This is a genomic window from Geofilum rubicundum JCM 15548, assembly GCF_000974365.1.
In the GTDB taxonomy this organism is placed as follows: domain Bacteria; phylum Bacteroidota; class Bacteroidia; order Bacteroidales; family Marinilabiliaceae; genus Geofilum; species Geofilum rubicundum.
The window spans coordinates 50,653-75,787 of the sequence record NZ_BAZW01000012.1; the positions used below are offsets into that span (position 1 = coordinate 50,653).

General features: G+C 45.2%; 20 protein-coding genes, 2 tRNA genes and 1 pseudogene. 12 read left to right on the forward strand and 11 right to left on the reverse strand.

The annotated features are described in order from the left end of the window. Positions 1–37: 37 nt before the first annotated feature. Positions 38–2,599: a YfhO family protein gene (locus tag JCM15548_RS08205; RefSeq protein ID WP_227625596.1), complete on the reverse strand. Its 2,562-nt coding sequence runs from the start codon at positions 2,597–2,599 to the stop codon at positions 38–40. 314 nt (positions 2,600–2,913) lie between these two features. On the opposite strand from JCM15548_RS08205, the gene JCM15548_RS08210 reads away from it, so the two are divergent. The 6 genes from JCM15548_RS08210 (at position 2,914) to JCM15548_RS08235 (ending at position 9,754) form a co-directional block, all read left to right on the forward strand. Further along, complete coding sequence (locus JCM15548_RS08210; protein WP_157482544.1) at positions 2,914–3,594, forward strand: hypothetical protein; 681 nt, start codon at positions 2,914–2,916, stop codon at positions 3,592–3,594. A gap of 122 nt (positions 3,595–3,716) precedes the next feature. After that, the gene (locus JCM15548_RS08215) at positions 3,717–4,247 is read left to right on the forward strand and encodes a hypothetical protein (protein ID WP_157482546.1); all 531 of its coding nucleotides are present in this window, start codon (positions 3,717–3,719) and stop codon (positions 4,245–4,247) included. A gap of 7 nt (positions 4,248–4,254) precedes the next feature. Further along, positions 4,255–7,182 (forward strand): hypothetical protein, encoded by a 2,928-nt coding sequence (locus JCM15548_RS08220; RefSeq protein WP_157482548.1) that lies wholly within the window; start codon positions 4,255–4,257, stop codon positions 7,180–7,182. Positions 7,183–7,235: 53 nt separating this feature from the next. Then, complete coding sequence (locus JCM15548_RS08225) at positions 7,236–8,051, forward strand: fimbrial biogenesis chaperone (RefSeq protein WP_062124209.1); 816 nt, start codon at positions 7,236–7,238, stop codon at positions 8,049–8,051. A gap of 88 nt (positions 8,052–8,139) precedes the next feature. Further along, on the forward strand, positions 8,140–8,718 hold the full coding sequence (locus tag JCM15548_RS08230) for a YceI family protein (protein WP_083985041.1): 579 nt from the start codon (positions 8,140–8,142) through the stop codon (positions 8,716–8,718). Between the two features lie 151 nt (positions 8,719–8,869). Further along, positions 8,870–9,754: a glycosyltransferase family 2 protein gene (locus JCM15548_RS08235; protein ID WP_062124213.1), complete on the forward strand. Its 885-nt coding sequence runs from the start codon at positions 8,870–8,872 to the stop codon at positions 9,752–9,754. A gap of 2 nt (positions 9,755–9,756) precedes the next feature. Here JCM15548_RS08235 and kbl read toward each other — a convergent pair whose 3' ends face one another. Together kbl and JCM15548_RS08245 are read right to left on the reverse strand one after the other, a co-directional pair. Continuing rightward, the gene (kbl, locus tag JCM15548_RS08240) at positions 9,757–10,947 is read right to left on the reverse strand and encodes a glycine C-acetyltransferase (RefSeq protein ID WP_062124215.1); all 1,191 of its coding nucleotides are present in this window, start codon (positions 10,945–10,947) and stop codon (positions 9,757–9,759) included. A gap of 179 nt (positions 10,948–11,126) precedes the next feature. Further along, positions 11,127–12,008: an adenosine kinase gene (locus JCM15548_RS08245; protein WP_227625597.1), complete on the reverse strand. Its 882-nt coding sequence runs from the start codon at positions 12,006–12,008 to the stop codon at positions 11,127–11,129. A 176-nt stretch (positions 12,009–12,184) separates the two neighbouring features. Between JCM15548_RS08245 and JCM15548_RS08250 the strand changes: the two genes are divergently transcribed. The 6 genes from JCM15548_RS08250 (at position 12,185) to JCM15548_RS08275 (ending at position 14,621) form a co-directional block, all read left to right on the forward strand. Next, positions 12,185–12,258 (forward strand) — tRNA-Asn (locus tag JCM15548_RS08250). A gap of 50 nt (positions 12,259–12,308) precedes the next feature. Next, a tRNA-Asn gene (locus JCM15548_RS08255) sits at positions 12,309–12,385 on the forward strand. Positions 12,386–12,537: 152 nt separating this feature from the next. After that, a complete protein-coding gene (locus JCM15548_RS08260; RefSeq protein WP_062124217.1) occupies positions 12,538–12,924 on the forward strand; it encodes a helix-turn-helix domain-containing protein in 387 nt (128 codons plus the stop codon). Then, positions 12,914–13,639, forward strand: a complete 726-nt coding sequence (locus JCM15548_RS08265) for an ImmA/IrrE family metallo-endopeptidase (protein ID WP_062124220.1) — start codon at positions 12,914–12,916, stop codon at positions 13,637–13,639. The genes JCM15548_RS08260 and JCM15548_RS08265 overlap by 11 nt, the downstream gene beginning before the upstream one ends. Then, positions 13,626–14,144, forward strand: a complete 519-nt coding sequence (locus JCM15548_RS08270; protein WP_157482552.1) for a PIN domain-containing protein — start codon at positions 13,626–13,628, stop codon at positions 14,142–14,144. The genes JCM15548_RS08265 and JCM15548_RS08270 overlap by 14 nt, the downstream gene beginning before the upstream one ends. 195 nt (positions 14,145–14,339) lie before the next feature. Further along, entirely contained in the window at positions 14,340–14,621 is a 282-nt protein-coding gene (locus JCM15548_RS08275) for an acylphosphatase (RefSeq protein WP_062124227.1), read from the forward strand. Between the two features lie 43 nt (positions 14,622–14,664). On the opposite strand, the gene typA is transcribed toward JCM15548_RS08275, so the two are convergent. The 8 genes and pseudogenes from typA to JCM15548_RS08315 form a co-directional block, all read right to left on the reverse strand. After that, complete coding sequence (typA, locus tag JCM15548_RS08280) at positions 14,665–16,464, reverse strand: translational GTPase TypA (protein WP_062124232.1); 1,800 nt, start codon at positions 16,462–16,464, stop codon at positions 14,665–14,667. 377 nt (positions 16,465–16,841) lie between these two features. Then, a complete protein-coding gene (locus JCM15548_RS08285; protein WP_062124239.1) occupies positions 16,842–17,867 on the reverse strand; it encodes a branched-chain amino acid aminotransferase in 1,026 nt (341 codons plus the stop codon). 98 nt (positions 17,868–17,965) lie between these two features. After that, positions 17,966–18,451, reverse strand: a complete 486-nt coding sequence (locus tag JCM15548_RS08290; protein WP_062124245.1) for a type II toxin-antitoxin system VapC family toxin — start codon at positions 18,449–18,451, stop codon at positions 17,966–17,968. After that, on the reverse strand, positions 18,441–19,220 hold the full coding sequence (locus JCM15548_RS08295; RefSeq protein ID WP_062124251.1) for a hypothetical protein: 780 nt from the start codon (positions 19,218–19,220) through the stop codon (positions 18,441–18,443). The genes JCM15548_RS08290 and JCM15548_RS08295 overlap by 11 nt, the downstream gene beginning before the upstream one ends. A gap of 66 nt (positions 19,221–19,286) precedes the next feature. Beyond that, on the reverse strand, positions 19,287–20,051 hold the full coding sequence (locus tag JCM15548_RS08300) for a sulfite exporter TauE/SafE family protein (protein WP_083985043.1): 765 nt from the start codon (positions 20,049–20,051) through the stop codon (positions 19,287–19,289). A gap of 88 nt (positions 20,052–20,139) precedes the next feature. Next, positions 20,140–20,903 (reverse strand): annotated as a pseudogene (locus JCM15548_RS08305) (exodeoxyribonuclease III). A gap of 177 nt (positions 20,904–21,080) precedes the next feature. Next, positions 21,081–22,271 (reverse strand): DUF4934 domain-containing protein, encoded by a 1,191-nt coding sequence (locus JCM15548_RS08310; RefSeq protein WP_083985044.1) that lies wholly within the window; start codon positions 22,269–22,271, stop codon positions 21,081–21,083. A 14-nt stretch (positions 22,272–22,285) separates the two neighbouring features. Next, positions 22,286–25,135, reverse strand: a 2,850-nt coding sequence (locus JCM15548_RS08315) for an efflux RND transporter permease subunit (RefSeq protein WP_062124262.1), incomplete at its 5' end; no start/stop codon positions are given.

Below are 25,135 nucleotides of genomic sequence, written 5' to 3' on the forward strand. Positions count from 1 at the left end.
CGCCGAAAAGGGGGATTTACTTTCCTTATATTGAAAATTAGCTCCTTTTCTGTTCTTTTCTTCGGCGGATAAACCAAGCCACCATCAAAACAAGGATCAGAACAGAACCAAAATAGGCCAAGGCCTTTCCGTATCTGTAGGAGGCCGGTTCAAAGCGAAATTCAATGGTGTTGGTTCCGCCCGGTACAAAAATGCCCCTCAGTAAATAATTGACCCTCAAAACGGGCACTTCAGTATCGTTCACAAAGGCCTTCCATCCCTTGTTGTAGTATATCTCGCTAAAGACCGCCAGTTGTGCTGAGCCGGTCTCCGATTGATAAGTCAATTTCTCAGGATGATAGTCGGTCAGCTCAATGGTACCGGATTCCGCGCCAACCGTCTGGTTCTCCAAAATCCCGGCAAATTCGCTGTGCACAATTGCTGTCTCACTCAGATTAACCTCTGCCAGTGCCTCTATTTCATCCCGGGTGCTCGTAACGGTCAATACATCATTCACCAGCCAGGCATTGCCCATGGCGAAGGGGTTTCTGACGGGCTCTTCTTCCGGGTTGTGGATGACATAGCGGGTATTTAACATGTTAAGTACCGGCATCTTTTGCAAGGCAGTCTGAATGGCCTCGTTGGGCTGACTTTGTTGCATCATGCGGCGCAAAACTTGTAAATCGTTCTGAATGTACCAGTCGATAACATCCTGATACCTTTGGAGTTTCGCACCATGGTAACCGCCAATGGATTTGTGAAAGTAGCTGGTGTGTACCTCATTGAAGGGATTTCGATAGACCGAGAATACCCGGTAGTTGGGATCTTTGTCCTCCAGCACCATTTTATCCGCCGCTGTTGCTGTAAAGGGCTGATTCACCATTCGCTTGGACTCAAAGTGCTCATTGTTCAGGTAGCGCTTATCGACGCCCCACAGGTCTACCAAAATGAGAATGGCCAAACCGGGTAGCAAATATTTGACGCTGATGCTGTTGCGTGAGAAAAACCACAGAGAACCACTGGCCAGAGCGATAAAGATCAAAGACCGGAAGGCATCCGTTTTCAAGAGGTTGGTCCGCATGAACTGCATCTCCTGGACAAACAAATCGTAGATAAAAGCCTGATCCGGGTTGGCCGCCTTTTGGGCGTTGATGGCATTTAACTCCTGTTCGCTGATGAAATTAAGGAAGCTCCCCGGAATCAAATAAAAGATAAGCGCCACGCCACCGGTCAGTCCAAGCGCCAATAGAAATTTATTGGGGTTTTCCCGAATAATCTGTGGCGTTTCCGTTACTTTTTTGAGTCCCAACAAGGCCAGTACCGGCATAGTCAATGCGGCCAACACCAGTGTCATCTCAACCGTTCTGAATTTATTGTAAAGGGGGAAATGATCAAACAGGAATAGGTTGAACCACTCGAGGTTATTTCCCCAGGCCAAAAGGATCGATAAAATGGTGCCTGCCAGTAACCACCATTTTTCCCGGCCTTGGTAAAAGAAAAGGGCCAGGACAAACAGAAAACACACGATGGCACCCACATAAACCGGTCCGGAAGTAAAAGGCTTGCTGCCCCAGTATTTTGATTGCTGTAAAATTTCATTGGCCAGCTGGTTGACAAATTGGGGTTGTTGCTGGCCGTAATTGATGCCTTTCTGACTTAGAAAACCGGCAATGCGCTGTTGCAGGCCATCTCCCAGGTCCGGATCTTGTCCGATGGGCTCCGAGGCGCCACCATGAAAGTTAGGAATCAGCAGGGTTAGCGTCTCCGCTTTTCCGTACGACCAGGCAAAGGCGTAATCCGGATCCAGTCCGCTCACCTTTTTTTGCGTGGTTTCTTCGGCCAGGAGCGACTGTCCCCTCATGCTTTCCTGTCCGTATTCGTAGGTGGTCCACAGGTTAGAGATGTTGGGCATAATGGCCAAAACCGCCGCCACAGCCAAAAGGCCCGTGCGCTGCAGGAAGTCGGGAAAAGTCTTATCAACAATGGCCCGGTACAACCGGTCCAAAATTAGAATTAATACCAGTAAGGCCAGATAATAGGTGATTTGCACATGGTTATAGGCAATTTCACTGCCCAGTGCTACCGCCGTAAAAAGGGCACCGCCCCATTTGTTTTTATTGTAGGTATAGAGAATGCCGCCAATCACCGGAGCCATAAGTGCTATGGCGTAGGCCTTGGTGATATGTCCCGCAATAATAATGATGAAGTTATAAGAGCCGAAGGCAAAGGCCAAACTGCCAATAATGCTGAGCCAGTGACTGAAGCCCATGCTGCGCATCAGAATAAAAAAGCCCAGCAGATAAAGAAAGACGATGGCCACCGTGTGGTAGGGGAGTCCCAAACGAACGGCTCTGTTGACATAAGAAAACAAGTTGGCAGAAGCATCCGCCTTTATCTGATAGGCCGGCATGCCGCCAAACATGGAGTTGGTCCATTGGGCCCTCTCGCCGGTTTCATCCTCAAGTTCGACCAATTCCTGCGCCATGCCAATGGCATGCGTGTTGTCCATCTGAGGCAACTTTTTTCCTTCCAGCACGGGACTGAAATAGATCAATGTGATTACAATAAAGAATGCAATGGCTGCCAGATAGGGGAGCAGTGGTTTGATTTTATCCATCATCCTGATTTTTTTGGTGTAGCCCCAAAAATAGGAAATTATGCACGGAACTCTGTTAAAATCGGAGGAGTTTCTGTGTTATACCAGAAGAAAGATTGAGTTGGCAGATGGGGACAGACAGGTAGTTAAAATTTTTGCGTCTGGATTGAAAAAAGGGGTAACTTTTTCCCCTTATTGTTAGTATAATGCAGCGTAGCCGCATTATACTTTTCTGCAAAAGACCACAGGAAAGTATACCGCTGGCGTTACTATATTGTTTTTAATGTTCTAAAATTTAATATATTATAGTTGTTATTTTTAATTAAATGCTGATTGATATGAGAAAACAATTACTAACATTTGCTGCCGCAATGATACTTGGGTTATCAATGGCGCCAAACGCTTCTGCACAATTAAGTGATGAGGAGTACAATTATGTAACAATGGATTTGCGCGGGATTTTAAATTTGACAATGACCACCAATCCGCAAGTTGATTTTGTATTCAAAACCATTCAGGAATACCAGCAGGGCATTACCCGTTTTAATGCCACGCAATTGGAAGTGGATGCGACTTTGGCCTGGGACTTGTTCGTTTATGCCAGTACGGATAATTGGACACAGGTTGAAGCTTATTCAACCAATGGTAACCCTGTATTGCCTGCTGAAATTTTGGAGATGCAATCTTCAGTAACCAGTGCAGCACCTGTAAATATGAATGCCTTCACTTCATTGTTGGGTTTGACCAACTCTACTGTAGCCGCCGGTGTGCCCACTGCTGCCACTCAGTTTCTGGCCGGGGAATTTGGTACCGCAGCCGGTCAGTCTTTTGACCCGGGAACCGCATCTGCTAATCCCGACACCCACCAGTTTCGTATCGATATGCGTTTGAGACCTGAAGTTCCCGCCACTTTTGCTACTACCGGTGTTGATTTAACATTGGATGGAAACAATATTGCTTTTGCTCAGGCGGGCTACTATTATATGGAAGTTGTTTATTCCTTAGTTGAAGATTTATAACATTTTGGTCTTTAGTACTTGAAAGGAAACGGGGGAGGTAAGCCCTGTTTCCTTTTTTTTGCTTATTTTGGTAGGAAATATAATGTATGTTTCGCACGCTATCCTTTTACCTTATTTTGATAATGGTCACACCCTGTTTAAGTACGACGGCTGAGGGGCAATCGGTCAGTTTTGAACTAAAAACATCCCCCAATGTGGCCTTTGAATTTACAACGGTTAATCAATACCTCGCGGGAGTTACACGCGTGAATGCCATTCAGCTTAATATTGAAACTACGGATCAATGGGACTTGTACGTTGGAACAACCTCTGATTTGCCAGGGTTTTGGGATGAGGTTAGTCTTTATTCTTTAAATGGGGACAGACCTCCTGTTTCTATACTTCAATTGAGGGCCAGAAATGGTTCCAACACTTCTCAGGTGTCCAATTTTGTTCCACTGCGCGATCTGTCTGATCCGGTTTACTTAATTGGATCTGCTGCTACCGATGCTTTAGTGGCTTGTCCCAACACCGGAGCCAATGCGCCAGGAAGTTTTGTTTTAAATCCTAATTGCTACCGCTTTGATGTTGATTTAAGGATTGTTCCGGGACTTGAATACCGGGCCGGTCTTTATGAGTTGAGAATTGACTATGTTATTGTTCAGGATTTATAAGTTGTGCATGGGGCGAATCTGCTATATTGTTTTAATAAGTTGTTTGTTACTGGTGGGGCACATTGATCTGCATGCCCAGGCAGGTGGTTTGGAAGTCCGTTTCAGGTCTGCCGCAACCGACTTAAAGGATGAAGGCCTGGCTTCCAATGTTCTTGTGATTAGGAACAATTCCGGACAATCTCAGGATGTTCAGGTGCAACTGATTGCGCCGAATGGATGGCAATTATGGGGACAGAATACCCGAACGGTTCATGTGGCAGCCAGTGATTCTGCCTTTGTTCCTGTACGTATCAGTAGTGGAACGCCACTAAATGGGGAATTAAATTATGCCCTGAATGCAGTCGTTTCCTTAAGGGGCATGGTTATTGCCAACGCTGAATGGAGTGTGCGATTATTGCGCACAAGTGCCTGGTTGGTCTCCACTTCGGGCAATCGGCTCTACTTCGCACATAATTCAGATACAGCCAGTGTTTCTTTACGCCTTTCTAATGACGGAAACACCAATGAACGATTGATGATGCGTGCAGAGGCACCCGAGGGTTTGGTTTTTGACAGTGACAATGGTTTTATCCGGCAGCTGGAGATGGCCGTTCAGTTGCCTCCTGGGCAGGATACTGTTCTTTGGTTGCCTGTGAAGTTGATTGCTAAGATGTCCCGACCAGATGGGCAGCCACGTGGCTATGAGGACCAAACTTACCGCATAAAGCTTTCTGTTCAATCACAGGGAGGGGTTCGACAAGCCGGGCGTACATGGACAGGTGCAGTTGAGTGCTTTAGGTTGGACAGTGATGCAAAAATGGAACCCTCCCGCTTTAATGCCTTACCACTTACAGTGGCTTTTAATACCTATAACATTGTTTCTGATTACACTTACGCCACACTTAGCCTCTCCGGGACAAAGGAGTTTGAGCGCAACAACGGACTTTTAAACTACTATTATCAGACGGATTTTTTGCAAAATCAAATGAACCTGGAATCTTTTCTGGGGAATTATCACTACATGGGCTATTTTAGTCAGAAAATGACCCTTGAAGCAGGTAACCTTTCCATGAATAAGGCAGGATACGGTATCAGCGGAAAGGGGTTGCGGGGAAGTTATATTTACGGTAACCACCGGATTGGAGGCATCTATTTGCGGCAACCTGACCTGATGAATGAATCCACTGGGAGTGGCATGGGCAGTTTCTATTCGTACAACACACAAAAGTTGAGAGTGGATGGTTATGGGCAGTTCACCGAGAGTAAAATCCGGCACACCGAGTCGGTTCTGGCAACCGCAGATGTCTCCTGGCAGTTTATCCCCCGACACCGATTGCGTTTGGGAGGTGGCTATAGTGCTGAAACACACGCTTGGGTGCCGGATTCCTCCTTTGTTGTCAATGGTTATTTAGCACGTTTTGGTTATAATACAAGCATCCAGAAATTTAATTTTTCTGCCAATGGGTATTACGGTTCTCCCGGGTATGTCGCACAAAACGGTGTATTATCAGCTGCCACCAGCTTAAGCTATTCCATGGATGATAACAATCGCTTAAGCCTGTCAGCTTCGCTTTTTGAATATGACCCACAGCGTTACAGTCGGGGACAATTACTCACCGATTCTGTTTTTAATGAGCGCACCAGGGTGCTTCTCAAGTATCATCAACGACACGGATCGGATAATTATGGTTTGGGAGCGGTTTGGTATCTTATGCGCAGCTCCTATCTTTTCAGCGATAATTATGGGGTGGATTTGGATTATCGTACCCGGACGGGGCAGGTAAGTGTTTTTGCCAATGCTTTTTTGGGGGCTATGGCTTTTCCGGAAATAGAGGATTTAGCAACCATTTTTGTTGCCAATGCCCGGGCATCTTTGCGTTACAAAGATGTCAATGCCTCTGTGCGCTACTACTATGGTCCATATACAACGATGGATCAGATGGAATACATTCAAACCGGTTTTAATCCTCAAAAAGTCTATCTCAATTTGCTGCATGATTGGTGGTTGTTCAGCGATTATATCAATTTACATACGGGGCTGAATTATTACTACGCTACTTATCAGAACCGACATCAGTTTAATTTTCTGCCTGAACTGTTTTACAGATCAAGAAATGGCTTTGTTTTTTCCGTTTATGCACGACACATGATTTTTGGTCATGGGGATTACGACAGAGACATCGTTCGAGGCGGGGTGCCGACAACCATTACCCAATCGGCTACTTCTTATGGCTATACCGAGTATGGGGCGGGACTTAAGTTTAATCTGAATGTTCCGGCATCCATGCCGCGCAATTATGATGCCCGCTTTGTCGTTTTTCAGGATGCCAATGGCAACGGAATTTTAGATGGTGCCGAACATGGCATTCCCGATGTATTAGTCAAGGCCAGCCCGGATAGCCCGATGCGAGATATGGATGGCAATGATTTTTATTATGAGACAGAAGCGTACAGTCTTATTTCCGATGATGAGGGAGTCGTTTCTTTCAGGAACTTACCCAAAGGCAACTACATCATTGAAACCATACCCTTGACCGCACAGGGGGCCATGGCCGACATTAAACGCTTTTATAAAGAAGTTTCGGGTAACCGGACGCTTTTTCTGCCGTATAGTGATGGTGCCAGGTTGAGTGGGAGTATATTGTTGCAACGCGACCGGTACGGTACACAGCGCGATGTTCTGATAGATAATATTCGGGTAACCGCTACCAATAATGCGGACAATAGCTCTTTTAGTTCGCTTACCGACAGGGATGGTAGATTTGTGTTGTATTTACCGGGAGGAGAATATACTATTTCGGTCAATGAAGGGGCCATTGATCAGCGATTTATGTTTGTCGACAATGATGTTGTTTTAAGCATATCAGCCGCTGCCGGAAACTATACCGTTAATTTCCAACTGGTAGAGCGCCAGCGCAACATTCGTATGGCGCCGTCTAATATTGATGAAGAGTAGTTTAATACAATAGGTCGTTAGGTGTTGTTAATTTGTTTTAGAAAAATTGAATTATGATGAAGAAGATGGTTGTTTCGTGTTTATTGACTTTGTTTTCTTTAGGTGTGATGGCGCAAAGTGCCTCTATTTCTCCTTCCCGGTTTTATTTTAAACAGGCACCGGGTGAATCGGGCATTCAATTGCTCAGAGTGACAAATAATGGAGAAAAGCCTGAAACCTTTCAGATATCATTCGCCAATTTTGATTCTGAAGGAAATCAGGGGAAAACATCTTTGGTAGACGACGATTTTTCCAGTGGTTGTGCCCATTGGTTGTCGGCCACACCTGCCTTTTTTGAAGTGGCTCCCGGCGAGACAAAAGATGTAGAGATACGCATTCAGGTTCCATCCACACCTGAAGCCTTATCGGTCAGATGGGCTACCGGACAAGTTCGTTTAGCATCAGAACGATCGGCGCTGAATGAGCGAGGGGCTGATGTGACGGGTATGCAGATAATACAGACTTTTCAGTTTTTGTTTCATGTATTTCAGACCCCCCCGGCATTGCAGGATATGAAGGAAGCATCGGTTCTTAGTTTTCAAAACGTGACTGAAGGTCAGGATGCGCAGGTTACCTTGTTGATGGAGGTGGAAAATTCCGGAACAGCCATTGTCGATTGCGTTCCTTATCTGGATGTGCTGAATACCGTTTCGGGGGAGACAGAGCGTATCATGAATAAGCCTTTTTCAATACTTCCAGGGGGTAAACGGATGGTCAGGTTCCTTCTACCCGAAGCTATGGCCCCCGGTCCCTACAATATTCTGGGTGTTATTGATTATGGAAGTCGAACCGATTTAGCAGGTGCGGAACTGAATATTGTTGTCGATTAGATTTTGTTTATTGTTTGAACTCCGGCCATGAACATTTTCTCAACTCGGATGTTTATCTCTCATTATTAAACATCTAAAATTGTGAATTATGAAAACAACAACATTATTTATAGCGCTTTTAGTGGCAGGTTTTACAGCTTCAGCTCAGCAACTGTCATTGGATGTAGCTAAAAGTAGCATTGAGTGGACCGGCAAAAAAATTGGTGGTCAGCACAATGGAGACATCAAATTTATATCGGGCCACCTCAATAGTGAAGGACGGGCCTATACCTCGGGCGAGTTCATTGTGGACATGACCAGTATTGTTGTAGAGGATATAGAGGATCCCGAAACCAATGCCAAATTGGAGGGACACCTGAAATCAGATGACTTTTTTGGTGTGGCCACTTACCCAACCGCCAAGCTGGTGATTGACAAAGGTGTTTTGGTAAAGGACAATACCTACGAGTTTACTGGAAAACTGACCATTAAGAAGAATACCGAGCCGGTAACCATTAAAGCCACCATGGACACCAAAGACGGTCACCGGGTCTTTACCGGACAATTGGTGGTGGACCGTTCCAAGTATGATGTGCGTTACGGTTCCAAAAGTTTTTTTGATAATCTTGGCGACAACATGATTTACGATGATTTCACCCTCGATTTTAAAGTGATATTAAACGAGTAATCAGGTGAAGGTTTTCAAAATATAGAAGCAGGGCGGTTCGTTACGAACCGCCCTGTTTTTAAATCCGGCCGACGCAACCATCAGGTTTCGGTCCTTTTGTATATATTTGGCAGACCTAACGGTCACCTTTATTACCAGAAAAGGAGCATCTATGATAACTGTCTGTGTGCCTGTTTACAACTACCATGTTACCCCTTTGGCCATGAAGCTGAGCAAACAAGCTCATTTGGCTGATTTTCCGGTAGAGATTCTTTTTTTGGACGATGGCTCAGATCAGGCCTATGCGCCGTTTAATGACAGCCTGTCCAAACTCAATCACATCCGTTTTATCTCCCAAAAGAACCAGGGACGCTCGCGCACGCGCAACCATTTGGCTGAAATGGCCTTGGGTGAGTATCTGATATTTATGGATTGCGACTGCGATGTGCCCGATGATTTTATTGCCAAATACGCCGCTTATTGTCGCCCGGGCCAAGTAGTTGTTGGTGGCTTACAGTACCACGAACGCCCCCAAGACCCCTCTCTTTGGCTCAGGTGGAAGGTGGGTGTGAAGCGCGAAGTACGCAGTCTGAAACGCCGGCAGGCCGAACCTTATGCCAGTTTTCTTTCCTCCAATTTTATGGTTCCCAAAAACCTCATGTCGAAGTTGGCTTTTGATGAAAACATGCGGGGATACGGGCATGAAGATACGCTGTTTGGGCTTGCCCTGAAGCGCCACAAAGTACCCCTTGTGCACATCGAAAACGCCGTTTTCCATCAGGGCATCGATCGGGCCGACGCCTACCTTAAAAAGTTGGAGCAAAGCATCGACAATCTCGTGCTGATAGGCGACCAGGCCGAACTGGCTGAGGGTTTTAAGTTGTTCAGATACTATCTGTTCATCAAAAAAGCGGGATTGACCCGCCTTTTTAATCAGTTGTTCAACCGGGTTGAACCAGCCATGAAAAAGCAATTTTTACAGGGCAGCGACTCCCTTCTTCTTCTGGATCTTTACAAGCTGGGACTGCTTTGCCAAAAGTCCCGCCACTCTCGTTGATTCTAATCAATCACCTTGAGTGCTTTGCCAATTTTTACAAAGGCTTCAATGGCTTTATCCAGCTGCGGTGTTTCGTGCGCCGCTGAAATCTGAATGCGGATGCGGGCCTGACCTTTCGGCACCACCGGATAATAAAAGCCAATCACATAAATACCTTCATCCAATAGTCTGGATGCAAACTCCTGCGCCAGTTTGGCATCGTAAAGCATCAGTGCAACAATGGCCGAGTTGGTCGGTTTGATATCGAAGCCCGCCATCCTGATTTTTTCTTTGAAGTAATCCGCGTTGCGCATCACCTTATCGCGCAGCGCCGTACTTTCTTCCAGCATTTTGAATACCTCCAACGCCGCACCGACAATGGCGGGAGCCAGGGAATTGCTGAAAAGGTAGGGGCGTGAACGTTGACGCAGCATATCGATGATCTCTTTTTTCCCCGTGGTATAGCCGCCCAGGGCTCCACCCAATGCCTTGCCCAGCGTTCCGGTAATGATGTCCACCCGATCCATCACCTGGTGGTGCTCATGGGTGCCGCGACCGGTCTCGCCAATGAAGCCAGAGGCGTGACTGTCGTCCACCATCACCAATGCCTTATAGCGATCGGCCAAATTGCAAATCGACTTTAAAGGCGCGATATCGCCATCCATTGAAAACACCCCATCCGTCACGATGACCCGGAAACGCTTGCCTTGCGCCTCTATCAGTTTCGCTTCAAGGTCGGTCATGTCCGCATGCTTGTACCGGTAACGCGCTGCTTTGGACAGGCGCACACCATCAATAATGCTGGCGTGGTTCAACTCATCCGAGATGATGGCATCCTCTTCGCCAAATAAGGGTTCAAAGACCCCTCCATTGGCGTCAAAGCAGGCCGCATACAAAATGGTGTCTTCCATCTTAAAAAAGCGGGCAATGGTATTTTCCAGCTCTTTGTGAATGTCCTGGGTGCCGCAGATGAAGCGGACCGACGACATGCCATAACCGTGCGTGTCCAGAGCTCTTTTAGCGGCCTCAACCACCCGCGGGTGGGAAGATAGCCCCAGATAGTTATTGGCGCAAAAATTAAGCACCTTTTGGCCCTTGTTGACACTGATCTCCGCCTGCTGGGGAGAGGTGATAATTCTTTCGGTTTTATAGAGGCCGGATTGCTTGATCTCTTTTAATCCCTTTTCTAAATATGATTTGAATGCGCCGTACATGGTGTTGTTTTTTATGAGGTATTAAAAATACGCAATTGGCGGTTAAATGGAAATGATTTTTATCCGCCTTTTTCCTTGAGGTGGATTGGAAGTTCAGGATTTTGGATACGTTTAGCCCTTGAGGGTTTCGACTTCTGAGCGGAGGGCAGCCCAGATGGTGTCGTCCATTTTGGGTCCCATTACTTCAATGACTCTGGCGGAGAGTAGAGCGCGAGATGGCCGCATGTCTCCATGGGCAGCGCATGAATCAGTCCGTACAGAAAACCTGCTGCGTACAAATCACCGGCGCCGGTGGTGTCAATTGGGTTGGCTTTAATGGCGCCGACTTTAAATACCTTATCAAGATACTTGATGTAAGAGCCTTCCGGTCCTTTTTTCAGAATGGTGATGTCACATAACTCACCCATCCAGTCCAGAGCGGCATGATCTTCCAATCCGGACGTAAAAGCCTTCGCCTCTTCTTCGTTGGCAAAAAGAATATCCACATAATCGCGCACCATTTCACGCAGGAATTCCAGATTGTCCTCCACCACATTGAAGCTGGCCAGATCTAAGGAAACAATTAAGCCATGCTCCCGGGCCCTTTTCAGCGCCTCTTTAATCAGTTGCTGGTTTTGTACCAGATAGCCCTCTATGTGGAAGTAAGTATAATCAGCAAACAAATCATGGGGAATGTCTTCGGCCGTCAGTTCAACCGCTGCCCCCAAAAAGGTGGCAAAGGTGCGCTCCGAGTCGGGCGAAATCAAGGCAATGGCCCGGCCCGATTCATTGGGGCTCTCCAGCAGGAGGGGGGCAATGTTTTTCATTTCCATGTCCTTTCGGAAAAAGGTGCCCCATTCATCCTTGCCCACCTTCCCCAGAAAGCCGGTCTGTATGCCCAGATTGGCCAGACCATGAATGGTGTTGGCAGCTGAACCACCGGAGGCTTTGCTGCTGCCATTGTGGCCGACAGCCGCAATGACGTTATTGGCCATGAGCATATCTACCAGTTGCATGCTTCCTTTTGGAAGGGCCAGTTGTTCCAATACCAGATCGTTATCTAATTTCAATAAAATATCCACGAGGCATTGCCCATTCCTAAAACTTTTCCCATAATCTTGTCATAATCAATTTGTGATTACAAAGATGAAATTTTTTCTCAAAACTTGTTGCATAATTGCCAGAAAGCATTTAGTTTTGCAGGGCATTTGAGAAATGTAACCCTCTTCATTATTCATTTCTTTTGGATGTTTAAAATTCCTCAGTAGCTCAGTTGGTTAGAGCGGCGGACTGTTAATCCGTAGGTCGTAGGTTCAAGTCCTACCTGAGGAGCTTTTTTTAAAGCTGCCAGATCATAGGTTGATTATATTAATAGCACATTTTCCTCAGTAGCTCAGTTGGTTAGAGCGGCGGACTGTTAATCCGTAGGTCGTAGGTTCAAGTCCTACCTGAGGAGCCAAAATCAATAAAGCCATTCGTTCGAATGGCTTTTTTATTTCCCCCAAAGTCGTTGCAGGGGGCACTTCCCCAATGTTCTCTTTATATAAGCTGTTTGTTACATTAAGCATTTAATGGGAACAAGGTATTTCAGGTCGAATTTCTGTTACAATATTGCATTTAAATTATTTTGATTGTATTTTTGTAACAAAGGAACAATCTTATAACTATGAAACTACCGTTGGCAATAATATCGCAAAACTACGCAAAGCGCAAGCCTTAACGCAAGAAAACCTTGCGTTATATCTGGGTGTATCACGTGTACAAATCTCACACTATGAAAGAGGAGAGCGTGATGTTTCTGTTACAGAAATGAATAAATTGGCAGATTTGTTTGGTGTTGAATTATCTGATCTTCTTGAGGAAGATGATGATCTTCAAAAAATGAATCTGGCCTTTGCCTTTAGAAGTGCTAATTCTGAATCTGATCTGGATAATATAGCATTTTTCAAAAGGGTGGTGTTGAATTATTTAAAAATGCAGCGCATCAATGAACTATAGAATAGAAAAAGAAGCATCCGAGTTTCGCACGAAGAATGGGTTTTCAAATTCTGATCCTATTCGTTTAAAGAGCTTATTAATAAAGCTTAATGTCATTACGCTTTTCAAACCACTTTCCGAAAATTTTTCAGGAATGGCTATAAAGGTAGGAGGCTCACGGTTTATGCTTATTAATTCAGAGCACTCCATTGGCAGGCAACACTTTTCTATCTGCCATGAATTGTATCATCTATACATTCAGGAAGGTTTTACGCCACACCACAGTTCTGCTGGCGTTTTTAACAAGAAGGACAGCATTGAATACCAAGCGGATTTATTTGCTGCCAATCTGTTGATGCCTAAAGAAGGGATAATTAATCTAATTCCGGATAAGGAATTGAGTAAGGACAAAATTTCACTTGAGACAATATTAAAAGTTGAACACTTCTTTAGTTGCTCTCGTAATGCTATTTTGATAAGATTTAAAGAGTTGGGGCTAATTTCACAAAAGAGCGTTGACCATTTTAAATCAGAAGTCATTCTGTCGGCCAGGAAGTATGGTTATGATGATTCTCTTTACAAGAAGGGTAATCAAAATATGGTGGTAGGGAATTTTGGAACTTTGGCCAAGCAACTTTTCGATAAAGAAAAAATATCAGAAGGGCACTATTTAGACTTGATGGGCAGCATAGGATTTGATGCCTTAAATAATATTGATGCCCATGATGTCGATTAATACGGAAAAGAAAATAATTGTTGATGCCGATGTGATCATCCATTTTTCTAAGGGAGAACAATTGTTCTTGTTACCACAGATTTTTCCGAACAGATTGTGTATTTTGAAAGACGTTTTCCTGGAGGTTTTTAAAGGAGTTCTTCGCACTGAAATCGAAAAATTGTTGCAGATGAATTTTCTTGAAGAAATTGACTTCTCCTCTGATATTGATGTAATAAAGGAATATGCAAAGTTAAAGAAAATGTTTGGTCCAGGAGAAAGTGCCTGCATGGCTTATTGTAAATTTCATCAAGATGTTCTGGCCAGCAGTAATTTAAAGGATATTAAACAGTATTGCAAGGATAATGGTATTACATATTTGACAACCATGGATTTTTTGAATGCGGCTTTCGAAAAGCAATTGCTCAATGAGAACGAATGTGACTATTTTATTTTTAATGTGCTTTCAAGAGGAAGTAAACTGCCATTTAAAACCCTTGCAGATTATAGGAAGTCAGTACTTTGAAAACTGATTATTCGTCTTCCTAAAAACGTGCCTGTTGCTGTATGATTCCAAGCGTAAAACGCAAATTAATATGGGGGTGGAGTATCAATACGATCCACTAAATAAACTCTGGAAGCCCGAATCAGGTGGAAAGGTCCGGGTAAAATTTTGATTTGCAGTTTTTTGCTTCATTGATTAAATTTGGGTTAAAAAGCTATGCAGAGAGTGAAAGTATTGGTGGATGGCCGTGTTCAGGGCGTGGGATACCGCTACTTTGTGGAAAAGCAGGCTGTGCGGTACAGGATCAGCGGACATGTTAAAAACCTTCCGGGCGGAACGGTGGAGATCGATGCCGAAGGAGAGGTGGACCAAATCAGGGATTTTTTGGAACAATGCCACCAGGGGCCACCGATGGCGCGGGTGGATTTGTTTCACCGACTGGATGTCACTCCTTATGGGCACACCCGATTCAGAATTTTACACCATGAAGAGTTGTGAAACAAAAAAGTCAGCGCTTGAGGCGCTGACTTTTTTGTTTTTCTTACTCCTTGGAACCTCTTTTGCGTTCGTGTTCCTGAAGCAATATCTTTCTAAGACGGATCGATTTGGGAGTCACCTCCACATATTCGTCCCCTTGTATGTATTCCAGCGCTTCTTCCAGACTAAAGACGATGGGCGGCACAATGCGTACCTTGTCGTCCGAGCCCGATGCCCGCATGTTGGTCAGTTTTTTACTTTTGGTCACGTTGATGGTCAAATCCCCATCGCGGTTGTTTTCCCCAATCACCTGTCCCATATACACCTCTTCCTGTGGGAAGATGAAAAACTTGCCACGGTCCTGCAACTTGTCGATGGCATAAGCAAAGGTGGTACCCGCTTCCATGCAAATAAGAGAGCCATTCTGACGTTTTTCAATGTGTCCCTTCCAGGGTTGAAATTCGATAAAACGGTGGGCCATGACCGCCTCACCAGCAGTGGCTGTCAGCATGTTGTTGCGCAATCCGATGATACCACGTGACGGGATAATAAATTCCAAATGCACCCGCTCGCCTTTGCGTTCCATGGATCTCAACTCACCCTTGCGCTGGGTCACCTGTTCAATGGCACGTCCCGAAAATTCATCGGGCAGGTCAATGGTCAGTTCTTCAACCGGCTCATGTTTTTCACCTGCTATTTCTTTGATGATCACCCGTGGTTGTCCCACCTGCAGCTCATACCCTTCACGACGCATGGTCTCTATGAGTACCGATAAATGCAAAACACCCCGTCCGTAAACATTCCAGGCATCGGCCGATCCGGTTTCCTCGACACGAAGCGCCAGGTTTCTTTCCAGCTCTTTATCCAGACGGTCTTTGATGTGTCGAGAAGTGACCATTTTGCCCTCTTTACCAAAGAAGGGTGAGTTGTTAATGGTAAACAACATACTCATGGTGGGCTCGTCAATGGCAATGGGATCCAATGGCTCCGGATTTTCCAGGTCACACACCGAATCACCTATATCAAACTTATCCAGACCAATAATGGCGCAAATCTCACCCGTTAGTACTTCATCCACCTTGGCTCGTCCCAGTCCGGCAAATACATTCAGTTCCTTAATTCTTGTCTTGTGCATTTCACCAAGGCGATTCACCAGGGCGATATCCATTCCGGCTTTCAGGGACCCGCGGTGCACCCGTCCAATGGCAATACGTCCCACGTAAGAAGAGTAGTCCAGAGAGGTGATCAGCATTTGCGGGGTACCATCGTTCACCTTAGGTGCAGGAATGTGCTCCACAATCGTATCCATCAGTGAACTGATATCCGTGGTGATTGTTTTCCAGTCGTTCGACATCCAGTTGTCCCTGGCCGAACCATAAACCGTTACGAAATCCAACTGGTGTTCGGTGGCTTCCAGGTTGAACATCAAATCGAAAACCGCTTCCTGTACCTCCTCGGGGCGACAGTTCGGTTTATCTACTTTGTTGATGACAACGATGGGTTTCAGGCCAATGGCCAGTGCCTTTTGAAGTACAAAGCGCGTCTGAGGCATAGGTCCCTCAAAAGCATCTACCAGCAATAAAACACCATCGGCCATGTTAAGCACCCGCTCCACCTCGCCGCCAAAGTCGGAGTGACCCGGTGTATCTATGATGTTGATTTTAGTATCCTTCCAGATGACAGAAACGTTTTTCGAAAGAATGGTGATACCACGTTCTCTTTCCAAATCGTTGTTATCCATAAAAAGTTCGCCCATTTGCTGGTGATCCTTGAAAAGCTTTCCAGCCATGAGCATTTTGTCGACCAGCGTTGTCTTACCGTGGTCAACGTGTGCTATAATAGCAATGTTCCTAATGTTTTGCATAAACTAACTTCCAAATTGGGGTGCAAAATTAGTGTAATTTAAGCTATTACGAACCTTTGGGTAGGGCAGGGAAGGAGATTGCCCTTCGGGGTCACCTTAACAAGCTATCAGTTAGGGCATTGTAAAAAGGTTAATTTATGGTAAATTTTTTCGACCACAAAGGTGCTGAACGTGCAATGAATCAATGCAAAAGCCGGTTAAAAAGTCATTTAGTCTTAATAAGAAAACGCCAAATACTACGTTACTCTCGTTATTGAAACAGTCATTTACGAAATGTAAACTCCTTGGTTTCAATAACTTCGAAAGCCTTGTCTTTGGCGCATTCTTAATAAAGACTGAAAAATTTGTTGTTTTTTTAGAGGTACTTTGCAAGGTTGTTAACCCTCCACAATGGTGATCCAGCCGTACTTATCCGGCTCTTCCCCATTCTGAATGGCCCTGAGTTTGTTGTATAATTTTACCGAAACGGGACCCGGTTGTCCGTCCTTGCTAAAGACATAAGATTTTCCGGTATCCAGGTCGTCCACTTTGGCCACCGGACTAATCACGGCGGCGGTACCGCAGGCGCCCACTTCCTCAAAAGTCTCCAGCTCCTCCAAAGGCACAGGTCTGCGCTCCGTTTTTAAGCCAAGATCTTCTGCCAGTTGAATCAGACTTTTGTTGGTGATGGAGGGCAATATCGATTTAGACTGCGGGGTGATATAGGTATTGTTTTTGATGCCGAAGAAGTTGGCCGGACCACATTCATCCAGAAATTTTTTCTCACGACTGTCCAGATACAAAACCGCCGAATAGCCTTTTTCATGGGCAATTTTACCGGAGGCCAGACTTGCCGCATAGTTACCACCCACCTTGAATGGGCCCGTACCGTTGGGCGCGGCCCGGTCGTACTGGCGCGTAATCATCAGATTGGTGGGTTTGAAACCTTCCTTAAAATAGGGACCCACGGGGGTCACAAAGACCATGAACAGATATTCATCAGCCGGTGATACGCCCACTTTGGGACCAGAGCCAATCAGCATGGGACGAATGTACAGAGAGGCACCTGAGCCGTAAGGTGGCACAAAACGGCTGTTGAGTTCCACCGCTTTTTGGCAGGCCTTCATAAAAAGATCCACCGGAACGCGTGCCATCAGAACGCCATCGGCCGAATCCAGCATCCGTTGGGCATTGTCGGCCATCCTGAAAATACGGATTTTTCCATCCTTGCCCCTGAACGCTTTCAGCCCCTCAAAGGCTTCCTGTCCGTAATGCAGACAAGTAGCGGCCATGTGCATGTTAATGGTTTCGGACGAGCTGGTTTCCAGTTCGCCCCATTTCCCGTTACGGTAGTAACACCGTACGTTGTAGTCGGTTGTCGTATAGGTAAAAGATAAATTACCCCAGTCAATATCGGCAGTCATAATAAAATGGATTACAATTTTGTCTCAGTTCGAGAGTAAAAGTACAAAATTCTTCCTACAGTTGGATATCAAAATCTTAAGGAATAGAAAGACTTTGCTTATTTTAAGTCTAATATTCCAAATTGTCGATCGTATGGAATGTTGATGTCAATAATTTCAAAACTTGGCTTAATTCTTTTGGATAGCATCTTGTGAGTTTTCATAGAACGTGAATCGGATGTTACAAAAAATGCTATGGATTTATCACAATCTGCTTGAGCGAAAAGCTTTGAGTCATTAGGGATAATCGCTCTCGGTTTTAAATCTTCCCGGGATATATTTTTTTCTTCAAAAATGGCTTTAGCAAATTCACCTGTCCTTTTAGCATGGTCAAGATTGAATGGTAAAACCTGAATATTCATTAAGGGAAGTTCATTAAGAGCACCACCGACACAGTATTCTGCAATAGAAATGGTTGAAGTTTTTATGTTGATATCGCTTTCAAGAAAATACCTGAAATAATCTCTGGCATTTTGGTGTAAAGGGTCTTCATCATTAAGCAGACGGATAAAAAAGCTGGTGTCGAGTAATACACTATGCGTCATAGTCTCCTCTTAAATTGGTTAGCCATTCGTCCGGATTAATTCCCTTCCAATTATTTTTAGCTTTATGAATTAATAGGTTGAGATATTCGTCATCATATTTCGGTTTGAAATCAATCAATTCTATTAGCTGTAAAGATCTTTTATCAATTTCCCCTGTTTCAATGTTTTGCTTTCCAAAAGCTCTGATCCCGAATTTTTTATATAAAAAATTCTCTTCTTGCCCCATTAAATAATCTTTATCTGTGTCTATGGTAAGAGAGCCAAATTCCTCTGTATCTAAATGAATATTTGCTTTACTTTTTCCCCCAGCGTTGGTGAGCGTTCCATAAAAATAAAATTCTGCATCGGCCCAAACATTTTCTGTTCGAACATACATTGATTGTGGGTTGATTTTGAAAATCAAGTCTTCGTCAACCGATGTTTTAACTTCAAAATCATAATTTTTTTGGTAAGAAAAGTTCTGGATGTTTTCAATTGCTTGAGCTGTTCTCAATTCCAAAAAATCGATGGAATTGTGCTTTTGTATTTGAGATAAAACGGCACTAAATCCAATAATAGCTTGAATGCTGGTTTTAAAGATGTGTTTAACAGATCCTTCCTTAATGTCATAAGTGATAATTGGTCTGTCTTTTTTGTTGGTGGGATACAACAGATCTTCTATGTTTTGGAGCATAGAAATAATCTCCTTCACATCATAATTGTCAGGAGAAAGCTTTATGTTTCCTTTGTTTCCGAAAACTCTAATCTCTATGTTTCCAATTTTGTCCATATGTACAAATATAGCACAAAATCTTATTTTTTGTCAAAATTAGGCTGATAACTGGCTTGTCAAAAACTACTTAACCAAAAGCAGGAGTGCCGACAGCGCAATAATAATCAGCACCAGATAGCGGAAAGTCTTCTCGGGAATGTAGCTGGCAATTTTTTTGCCCGTTACTACTCCCGCCACAATGGCCGGAATCATCAGCAGGTTCATGTGAAAAGTGGGCCAGGTAATGGAGTGCCACACAAAAACGTGGAAGGGGACCTTTAGTACATTTAGGGTGAGAAAAAAGATGGCGCCGGTCGCAATAAAGCTGTTTTTGGAGATGCGGGTCGATAACAGATAGAGGTTGAAAATGGGACCGGCCGCGTTGCCAATCATGGATGCAAAACCACCCAAAAATCCGGTGGTGGCCGATAGAACGGGGGATTGCGAGAGGTTGATTTTTTTGCCAAAAAAATCAAAGAAGAGCAGGATGCCCAGACTCACAATAATCAGAACCGCAATAATGTCCCTAAAGGTACCATCATGAATGTATTTTCCTACCACCACAGCAATCAGCAAACCCGGAAGCACCCAGGGTAAAAGTTTTTTCACCTGACTCCATTGGGCGCTTTTCCGGTACATCCGAAAAGCCAGCATGTCCGAAAAGATCAGTATGGGCAGCAGAAGGCCCGTTGACGCCATGCCTCCGTACAAAAACACCATGGCCGGAATGGTCACCATGCCCAGGCCTTTCAGACCGCCTTTTGACAGACCGTTGATAAAGGCACAGGTAAAAGTGGCCAGCCATACAAAAGGGCTGACATGGAGCGGATTCAACAAAAGCTCAATCATGCCTGCAAAGTAATGGAAAATTGCTGGTATGCGTGAATTTCAGGCTGTTAAAAAATGGTAAGAAGGGGAGAACCTAAACAAGCAAAGATTATTCAAGTTCCAGAAGTACCGGGCAGTGATCACTCCCCATCACCTGGTCCAGGATGTCCGCCTTTTTTACCTGAGGTAAAAAAGCTTCGCTCACCAAAAAGTAATCGATTCTCCAGCCCACGTTCTTCCCCCGGGCACCTGCACGGTAGCTCCACCATGAGTAGCGGTCCGGCGTGTCGGGATGAAAGTGGCGAAAGGTATCTTTCAATCCTCCGCTTGTGAAGCGGTCCATGCCGTCGATTTCCTCCTGCATAAAGCCGGCCGATTTGTTATAATTTGCTTTGGGGCGCGCCAAATCAATCGCTTTATGGGCCACATTAAAATCGCCACAAACAATCACCGGCTTTTGCTTCTCCAGCTTTTTCAGGTAGTTGAAAAAGGCCAAATCCCAGCTCTGACGGTATTCCAGACGCCTCAGGTCGTTCCCCGAATTGGCACATACACATTGATCAGATAAAACTGTTCGTACTCCGCACAAATCACCCGTCCCTCCGTGTCGTGGTCGGCCAAACCAATGTTGTTGATGACCGACAAAGGCTCCGTTTTGGAAAGAATGGCCGTCCCCGAATAGCCCTTGCGGCCCGCCGAATTGCTGTACAGGTAGTAACCCTCCACATGGGTCAGCGTTTCCGCCACCTGACCATCCTGCGCCTTGGTTTCCTGCAGGCAAAGGATGTCGGGATTCAGGTTCTTAAAGTCCTCAAAAAAGTTTTTTTGTGCGATGGCACGAATGCCGTTGACGTTCCAGGATATCAGCTTCACGATTCTTGTTTTTTGGATTTTTCATTACGGACATTGCCTTACAATGTACGTGATGTTATAACAACAAAGAAAATGGATAAGTTTTAAACCCACAACATTTTATTTGTCGGGGCGCTCGGTTCCTTTTCATTTTTTGACTAAGAGTGAGGGGATGTGAAGATGGCAGTTGTCAACCAATTACTCCTTCATTTCACAAACCAATAACACCGGATTATCTGTATCCTTCACATCCAGGAGTGATTGGATAAAGTGCTTTTCTTCTTCTGAAAGTTTTGAGGTATCCGTCATCAGTCTTTCTATTTCTCTCACTATAAAACCTGCACTCTTCATCGCAATCAGTTTATCGTCGAAATTGGTATCTATCCATAATGGTGCGATTCGATTGGGTAATCTTGGATTCGATAAGGATACAAAAACATTTTCACTCTTTTTTGAATAGTACGCCTTATAGACTAATCCGTTAAATGGAAAAGTCATGTAACACCAATTTGAGGTTTCAATAAAATCATATATCCCCGTTACATATTTGCTATTCAATCTGGATTTGAATTCCCCTAATGATGAGAAATTATCAGGAATTTTCTCCTTTAAACTTCTATCTCCAAAGTTGACATAATAGCGTGATTTAAGCTCACCATTATCTATACTATAAATAGTGTCGTTGCCAAAAACGGGTGTAATATTTGTGAAATTATCAAAAAATCGAAATCGGTTTCCATTTCCCATAATCGAATGTTTGACAGGGAAATATCTTTCAGTAAAGTTGCCTGATTTATCTATCCTATAAAGGGCAAAATGATTATTGTTCACATTAGATTCAATACCAAAACTTCCGCCCCAAAGGTAGTATTCCCCCTTTTTCTCTGATAAGGAGAACGCAAGTGGATTTAAAACAACAGAATTATCAGGAGCTTCAAACTTTATGGTTTCAATTAATTTTCCATCATTTGTATACACTAAAACTCTTAAATAGTCCAGAATATGGATATTCCCTTCAAAATCAATTTGAAAATCCCTGAGTTCAAAAAATTCCTCCGGTCCTCGACCTTTTTTGGATATCTCTCGAATAAATTCGCCTTTGTCAGAGAAGACAAAAAGATTATTTGTTTCATTGGAGATAAAGATTTGATTGTTATCAAATAATATTTTACGATGATTACTAATCAGGCATTGTTTGTTGGTTTCCAGCTTAATGGCTTCAATCGAAGAGAAAATTGAGTCCATCTGTAATAGGTTGTCATATGGAGGATTAATGCAAATTTCAGTTACCCCTTTTCTTATTATGGCAGATTCTGTTGTGGTAGGCTTATTACTACATGCACAATGCAAGAATGCAGAAATACTTATCCAAATTGCTAGTGTTCTCATAATTTATATGTGCTTTATGATACTGGCCGCTTTCGCTTTGAAGATGGGCGGTACAAAAAGTAATAGCAAAGGGGAATGAAATAAAGGCTGACAAAGGTGCCTAATACCATGCCGCCGATAACGGTCAGGGCCAAAGGCCGTTGTAGCTCGCTGCCCATGCCGGTGCCCCATAGCACCGGTAATAACGCCAGAATGGTGGTTACACTGGTCATTATGATGGGTTTGAGTCGTCGGTGCCCGCCCTCTTTGATGGCTGCCACCAGGGGCATGCCCGACCGGTAAAGGCGGTTGATGGTATCCACTTTTAGGATGGAATCGTTGACCACGATACCGCTCATCACAACAATCCCAATCATGGCCATCACATTGATGCTTCCCCCGAAGAGCCAGAGTAGGAAGAGGGCGCCCGACACATCCAGCGGCACTTCCAGCAAAAGAATGATGGGCTGCCGCAGTGACTCGAACTGGGCGGCCAGAATGAAATAGAGCAGGACCAGGGAAATCAGCAGGATGATGGCCAAATCGGTCACCATTTTCCGGGACGTGAACCAGCTGCCTGAGAAACTCACATCGGTATTGAACTCTGTGAAGAGCAGGTGGCTGATTTTATTCATCACTTCGCTCATGGCGCCTTCCGGCTTTTGCTCGAAATAGATGGGGACAAAAACACCGCCGCTGCCCCCATGCAGTACCTTGTAGTCTTTAATATCCACTTTGTATAGCAGGGCACTGACCGGAATTTCGACCTGTGCCCGGTTCATGACCTTGATTTCATCCAGCAGGCGGTTGACCGGAATGGGGGTGTTGCCGATGACCATGGGCACGTATTGGGAACCGGTGTGCAGCACGCCCACATGCCAGGCGTTTAAAGACGAGCGCAGGCGGTTGAGCAGGGACTGGTAATCCACGTCATACAGCGTCATCATTTCCGTTCGCAGGCGAATTTCAACATAGTTTTCAGAAGCGGGCGGAAATAAATCGGTATTGGGAAAGGACTGCTTCAGGGCCTCTACCATGGCCGTGGCATCGGACAAATTCGGGATGCCTTCCGGACTCTGGTCGCTCACGTGCAGCACCAGTTCAGCTTCCTCGTTGTTGAACAGTTTTTCAAATACCGTCTCGGGCCATGAGAAGGACCACAGGGCCTCCGGCCAGTGCTCTGTAAGGTAATCCGACAGATGCTCCTTGAGTCCTGTAACCCCGGCGGGTGTGGCGCATTTAAAATACAAGCTGGCTTCCGAAACCGACTGGTCCATATCCTTATGCAGCACAAAGTTCTGCGATCCGGTATAGCTGTTGCTGAACTCAGAAAAATCGGCCGCCACCTGCTTCACCAGGTTCACCCGCCTGATATTCTCCTCGATATGAATCCCCGCATTCCAGTCCAGCTCCAAAAAAACATCGTCATGCGTAAAGGTCGGAAATTGCTCCTTTTTCATATACCATCCCAGAAACAAGCCGGGAAGAAGCAAGCCCAGGAACAAAGCCATATACCAACGACGGTGGCGAAACACGCGGTCAAAGCCCCGCTCATACAAGTCCTCTGTCTTAAAAAGATTGATGCGCTCCAGCATCCGCGTTACTTTTCCCTTGTGATTGTCCAGCTGTGGTCCCGACGGATGAAACAAATGGTACAAAACCGGAATCAGCGTGATGGAAACCAAAAGTGAAGCCACCAGTCCGATGCCCACAGCCATCGCCTGATCATAAAACAGGGCCCCGGCCATGCCGCTGATGAAAACCAGCGGCACAAATACCGCACAGGTGGTCAGGACCGAAGAAATCAGCGGACGAATCACCTCGTTGGTTCCCCGAATGCAGGCCGTGGCCAGACGATCTCCCTTTTCCCGGTAGTGGGTGATGTTATCAATGACAATGATGGAGTTATCAATGATCATTCCGATTCCCAGAATGAGTCCCGACAAAGAAATAATGTTAATGGAGAGGCCGGTCAGGTGAAAAAACAGCAAACTCACCACCAGCGAAACCGGAACAGAAATACCAATCAGCCAGGGCGAACGGGCATCCCGAAGGAAAAAGAAAAGAATGATGAAAGCCAGTAAGCCCCCAAAAATCAGGTTGGTTTGCAAATTACGGATGGAATAATCCAGGATGGCGGTCTGGTCCCTTACTATTTCAAAATGCACCCCTTCATAGTTGGTTTTGAAATGCGCAAGCAGGCTTTCTGTCTTTTCCTTCAGCTCATCCATGCGGGCATCGGCCTGTTTGATCACGGCCAAAGAAAGCGCAGGCATGCCGTTGTGCAAAAAGACGCCTTCCTGTTTTTTGGGGCGCAATTGCACCTCCGCCAAATCTTCAAGTTTCATCATTCGGTCGCCCACCCGCAAACGGATATTCCGGACGTCTTCCACCGTACGCAGATGATTGCTGAAGCGAATATTGAAGCGGTACTGTCCATCTGCCACCGAAATGGAGCCCATCGACAAGTTGTTCTGTTCCAAAGCCTTCTCAATAATACCATGGGTTACTCCCAAGGAGCGGAGCAAATTATCGTTGGGCTGAATGTACAGCTCAGGCTCCAGGTGCCCCGTTACATCCACCATGGCAATCTCCGGCAATTGTTCCAGGCGCTTAATGAGCACCGAGCGGGTCAAATCACTCAAAGCCATAAAATTCACCGGATTCTGATCGTCCATCCAAATGTTGATATAAAACACCGGCAGATCCGAAGCCGAGGCCTTGATAATGGCCGGGCGTTCGAGGTCGGCAGGCTGGCTGCGCAAGGCCTCATCCGTCTTTTCGTTCACATCAATAAAAGCATAATTCACATCGGCGCCATAGGCAAATCGTAAATTCAGGAGGGCCCTGCCGTCGAAACTTTCCGACTGGATATGGTCCAGTTT

Bases quoted from the DNA above. Each gene is read 5' to 3' on its own strand.
- JCM15548_RS08210 (WP_157482544.1), top strand. From the start codon at position 2,914: ATGAGAAAACAATTACTAACATTTGCTGCCGCAATGATACTTGGGTTA.
- kbl (WP_062124215.1), bottom strand. From the start codon at position 10,947: ATGTACGGCGCATTCAAATCATATTTAGAAAAGGGATTAAAAGAGATC.
- JCM15548_RS08225 (WP_062124209.1), top strand. From the start codon at position 7,236: ATGATGAAGAAGATGGTTGTTTCGTGTTTATTGACTTTGTTTTCTTTA.
- JCM15548_RS08295 (WP_062124251.1), bottom strand. From the start codon at position 19,220: ATGGACAAAATTGGAAACATAGAGATTAGAGTTTTCGGAAACAAAGGA.
- JCM15548_RS08300 (WP_083985043.1), bottom strand. From the start codon at position 20,051: ATGATTGAGCTTTTGTTGAATCCGCTCCATGTCAGCCCTTTTGTATGG.
- JCM15548_RS08265 (WP_062124220.1), top strand. From the start codon at position 12,914: ATGAACTATAGAATAGAAAAAGAAGCATCCGAGTTTCGCACGAAGAAT.
- JCM15548_RS08275 (WP_062124227.1), top strand. From the start codon at position 14,340: ATGCAGAGAGTGAAAGTATTGGTGGATGGCCGTGTTCAGGGCGTGGGA.
- JCM15548_RS08220 (WP_157482548.1), top strand. From the start codon at position 4,255: ATGGGGCGAATCTGCTATATTGTTTTAATAAGTTGTTTGTTACTGGTG.
- JCM15548_RS08270 (WP_157482552.1), top strand. From the start codon at position 13,626: ATGATGTCGATTAATACGGAAAAGAAAATAATTGTTGATGCCGATGTG.
- JCM15548_RS08215 (WP_157482546.1), top strand. From the start codon at position 3,717: ATGGTCACACCCTGTTTAAGTACGACGGCTGAGGGGCAATCGGTCAGT.
- JCM15548_RS08285 (WP_062124239.1), bottom strand. From the start codon at position 17,867: ATGACTGCCGATATTGACTGGGGTAATTTATCTTTTACCTATACGACA.
- JCM15548_RS08310 (WP_083985044.1), bottom strand. From the start codon at position 22,271: ATGAGAACACTAGCAATTTGGATAAGTATTTCTGCATTCTTGCATTGT.
- typA (WP_062124232.1), bottom strand. From the start codon at position 16,464: ATGCAAAACATTAGGAACATTGCTATTATAGCACACGTTGACCACGGT.
- JCM15548_RS08205 (WP_227625596.1), bottom strand. From the start codon at position 2,599: ATGATGGATAAAATCAAACCACTGCTCCCCTATCTGGCAGCCATTGCA.
- JCM15548_RS08230 (WP_083985041.1), top strand. From the start codon at position 8,140: ATGAAAACAACAACATTATTTATAGCGCTTTTAGTGGCAGGTTTTACA.
- JCM15548_RS08235 (WP_062124213.1), top strand. From the start codon at position 8,870: ATGATAACTGTCTGTGTGCCTGTTTACAACTACCATGTTACCCCTTTG.
- JCM15548_RS08290 (WP_062124245.1), bottom strand. From the start codon at position 18,451: ATGACGCATAGTGTATTACTCGACACCAGCTTTTTTATCCGTCTGCTT.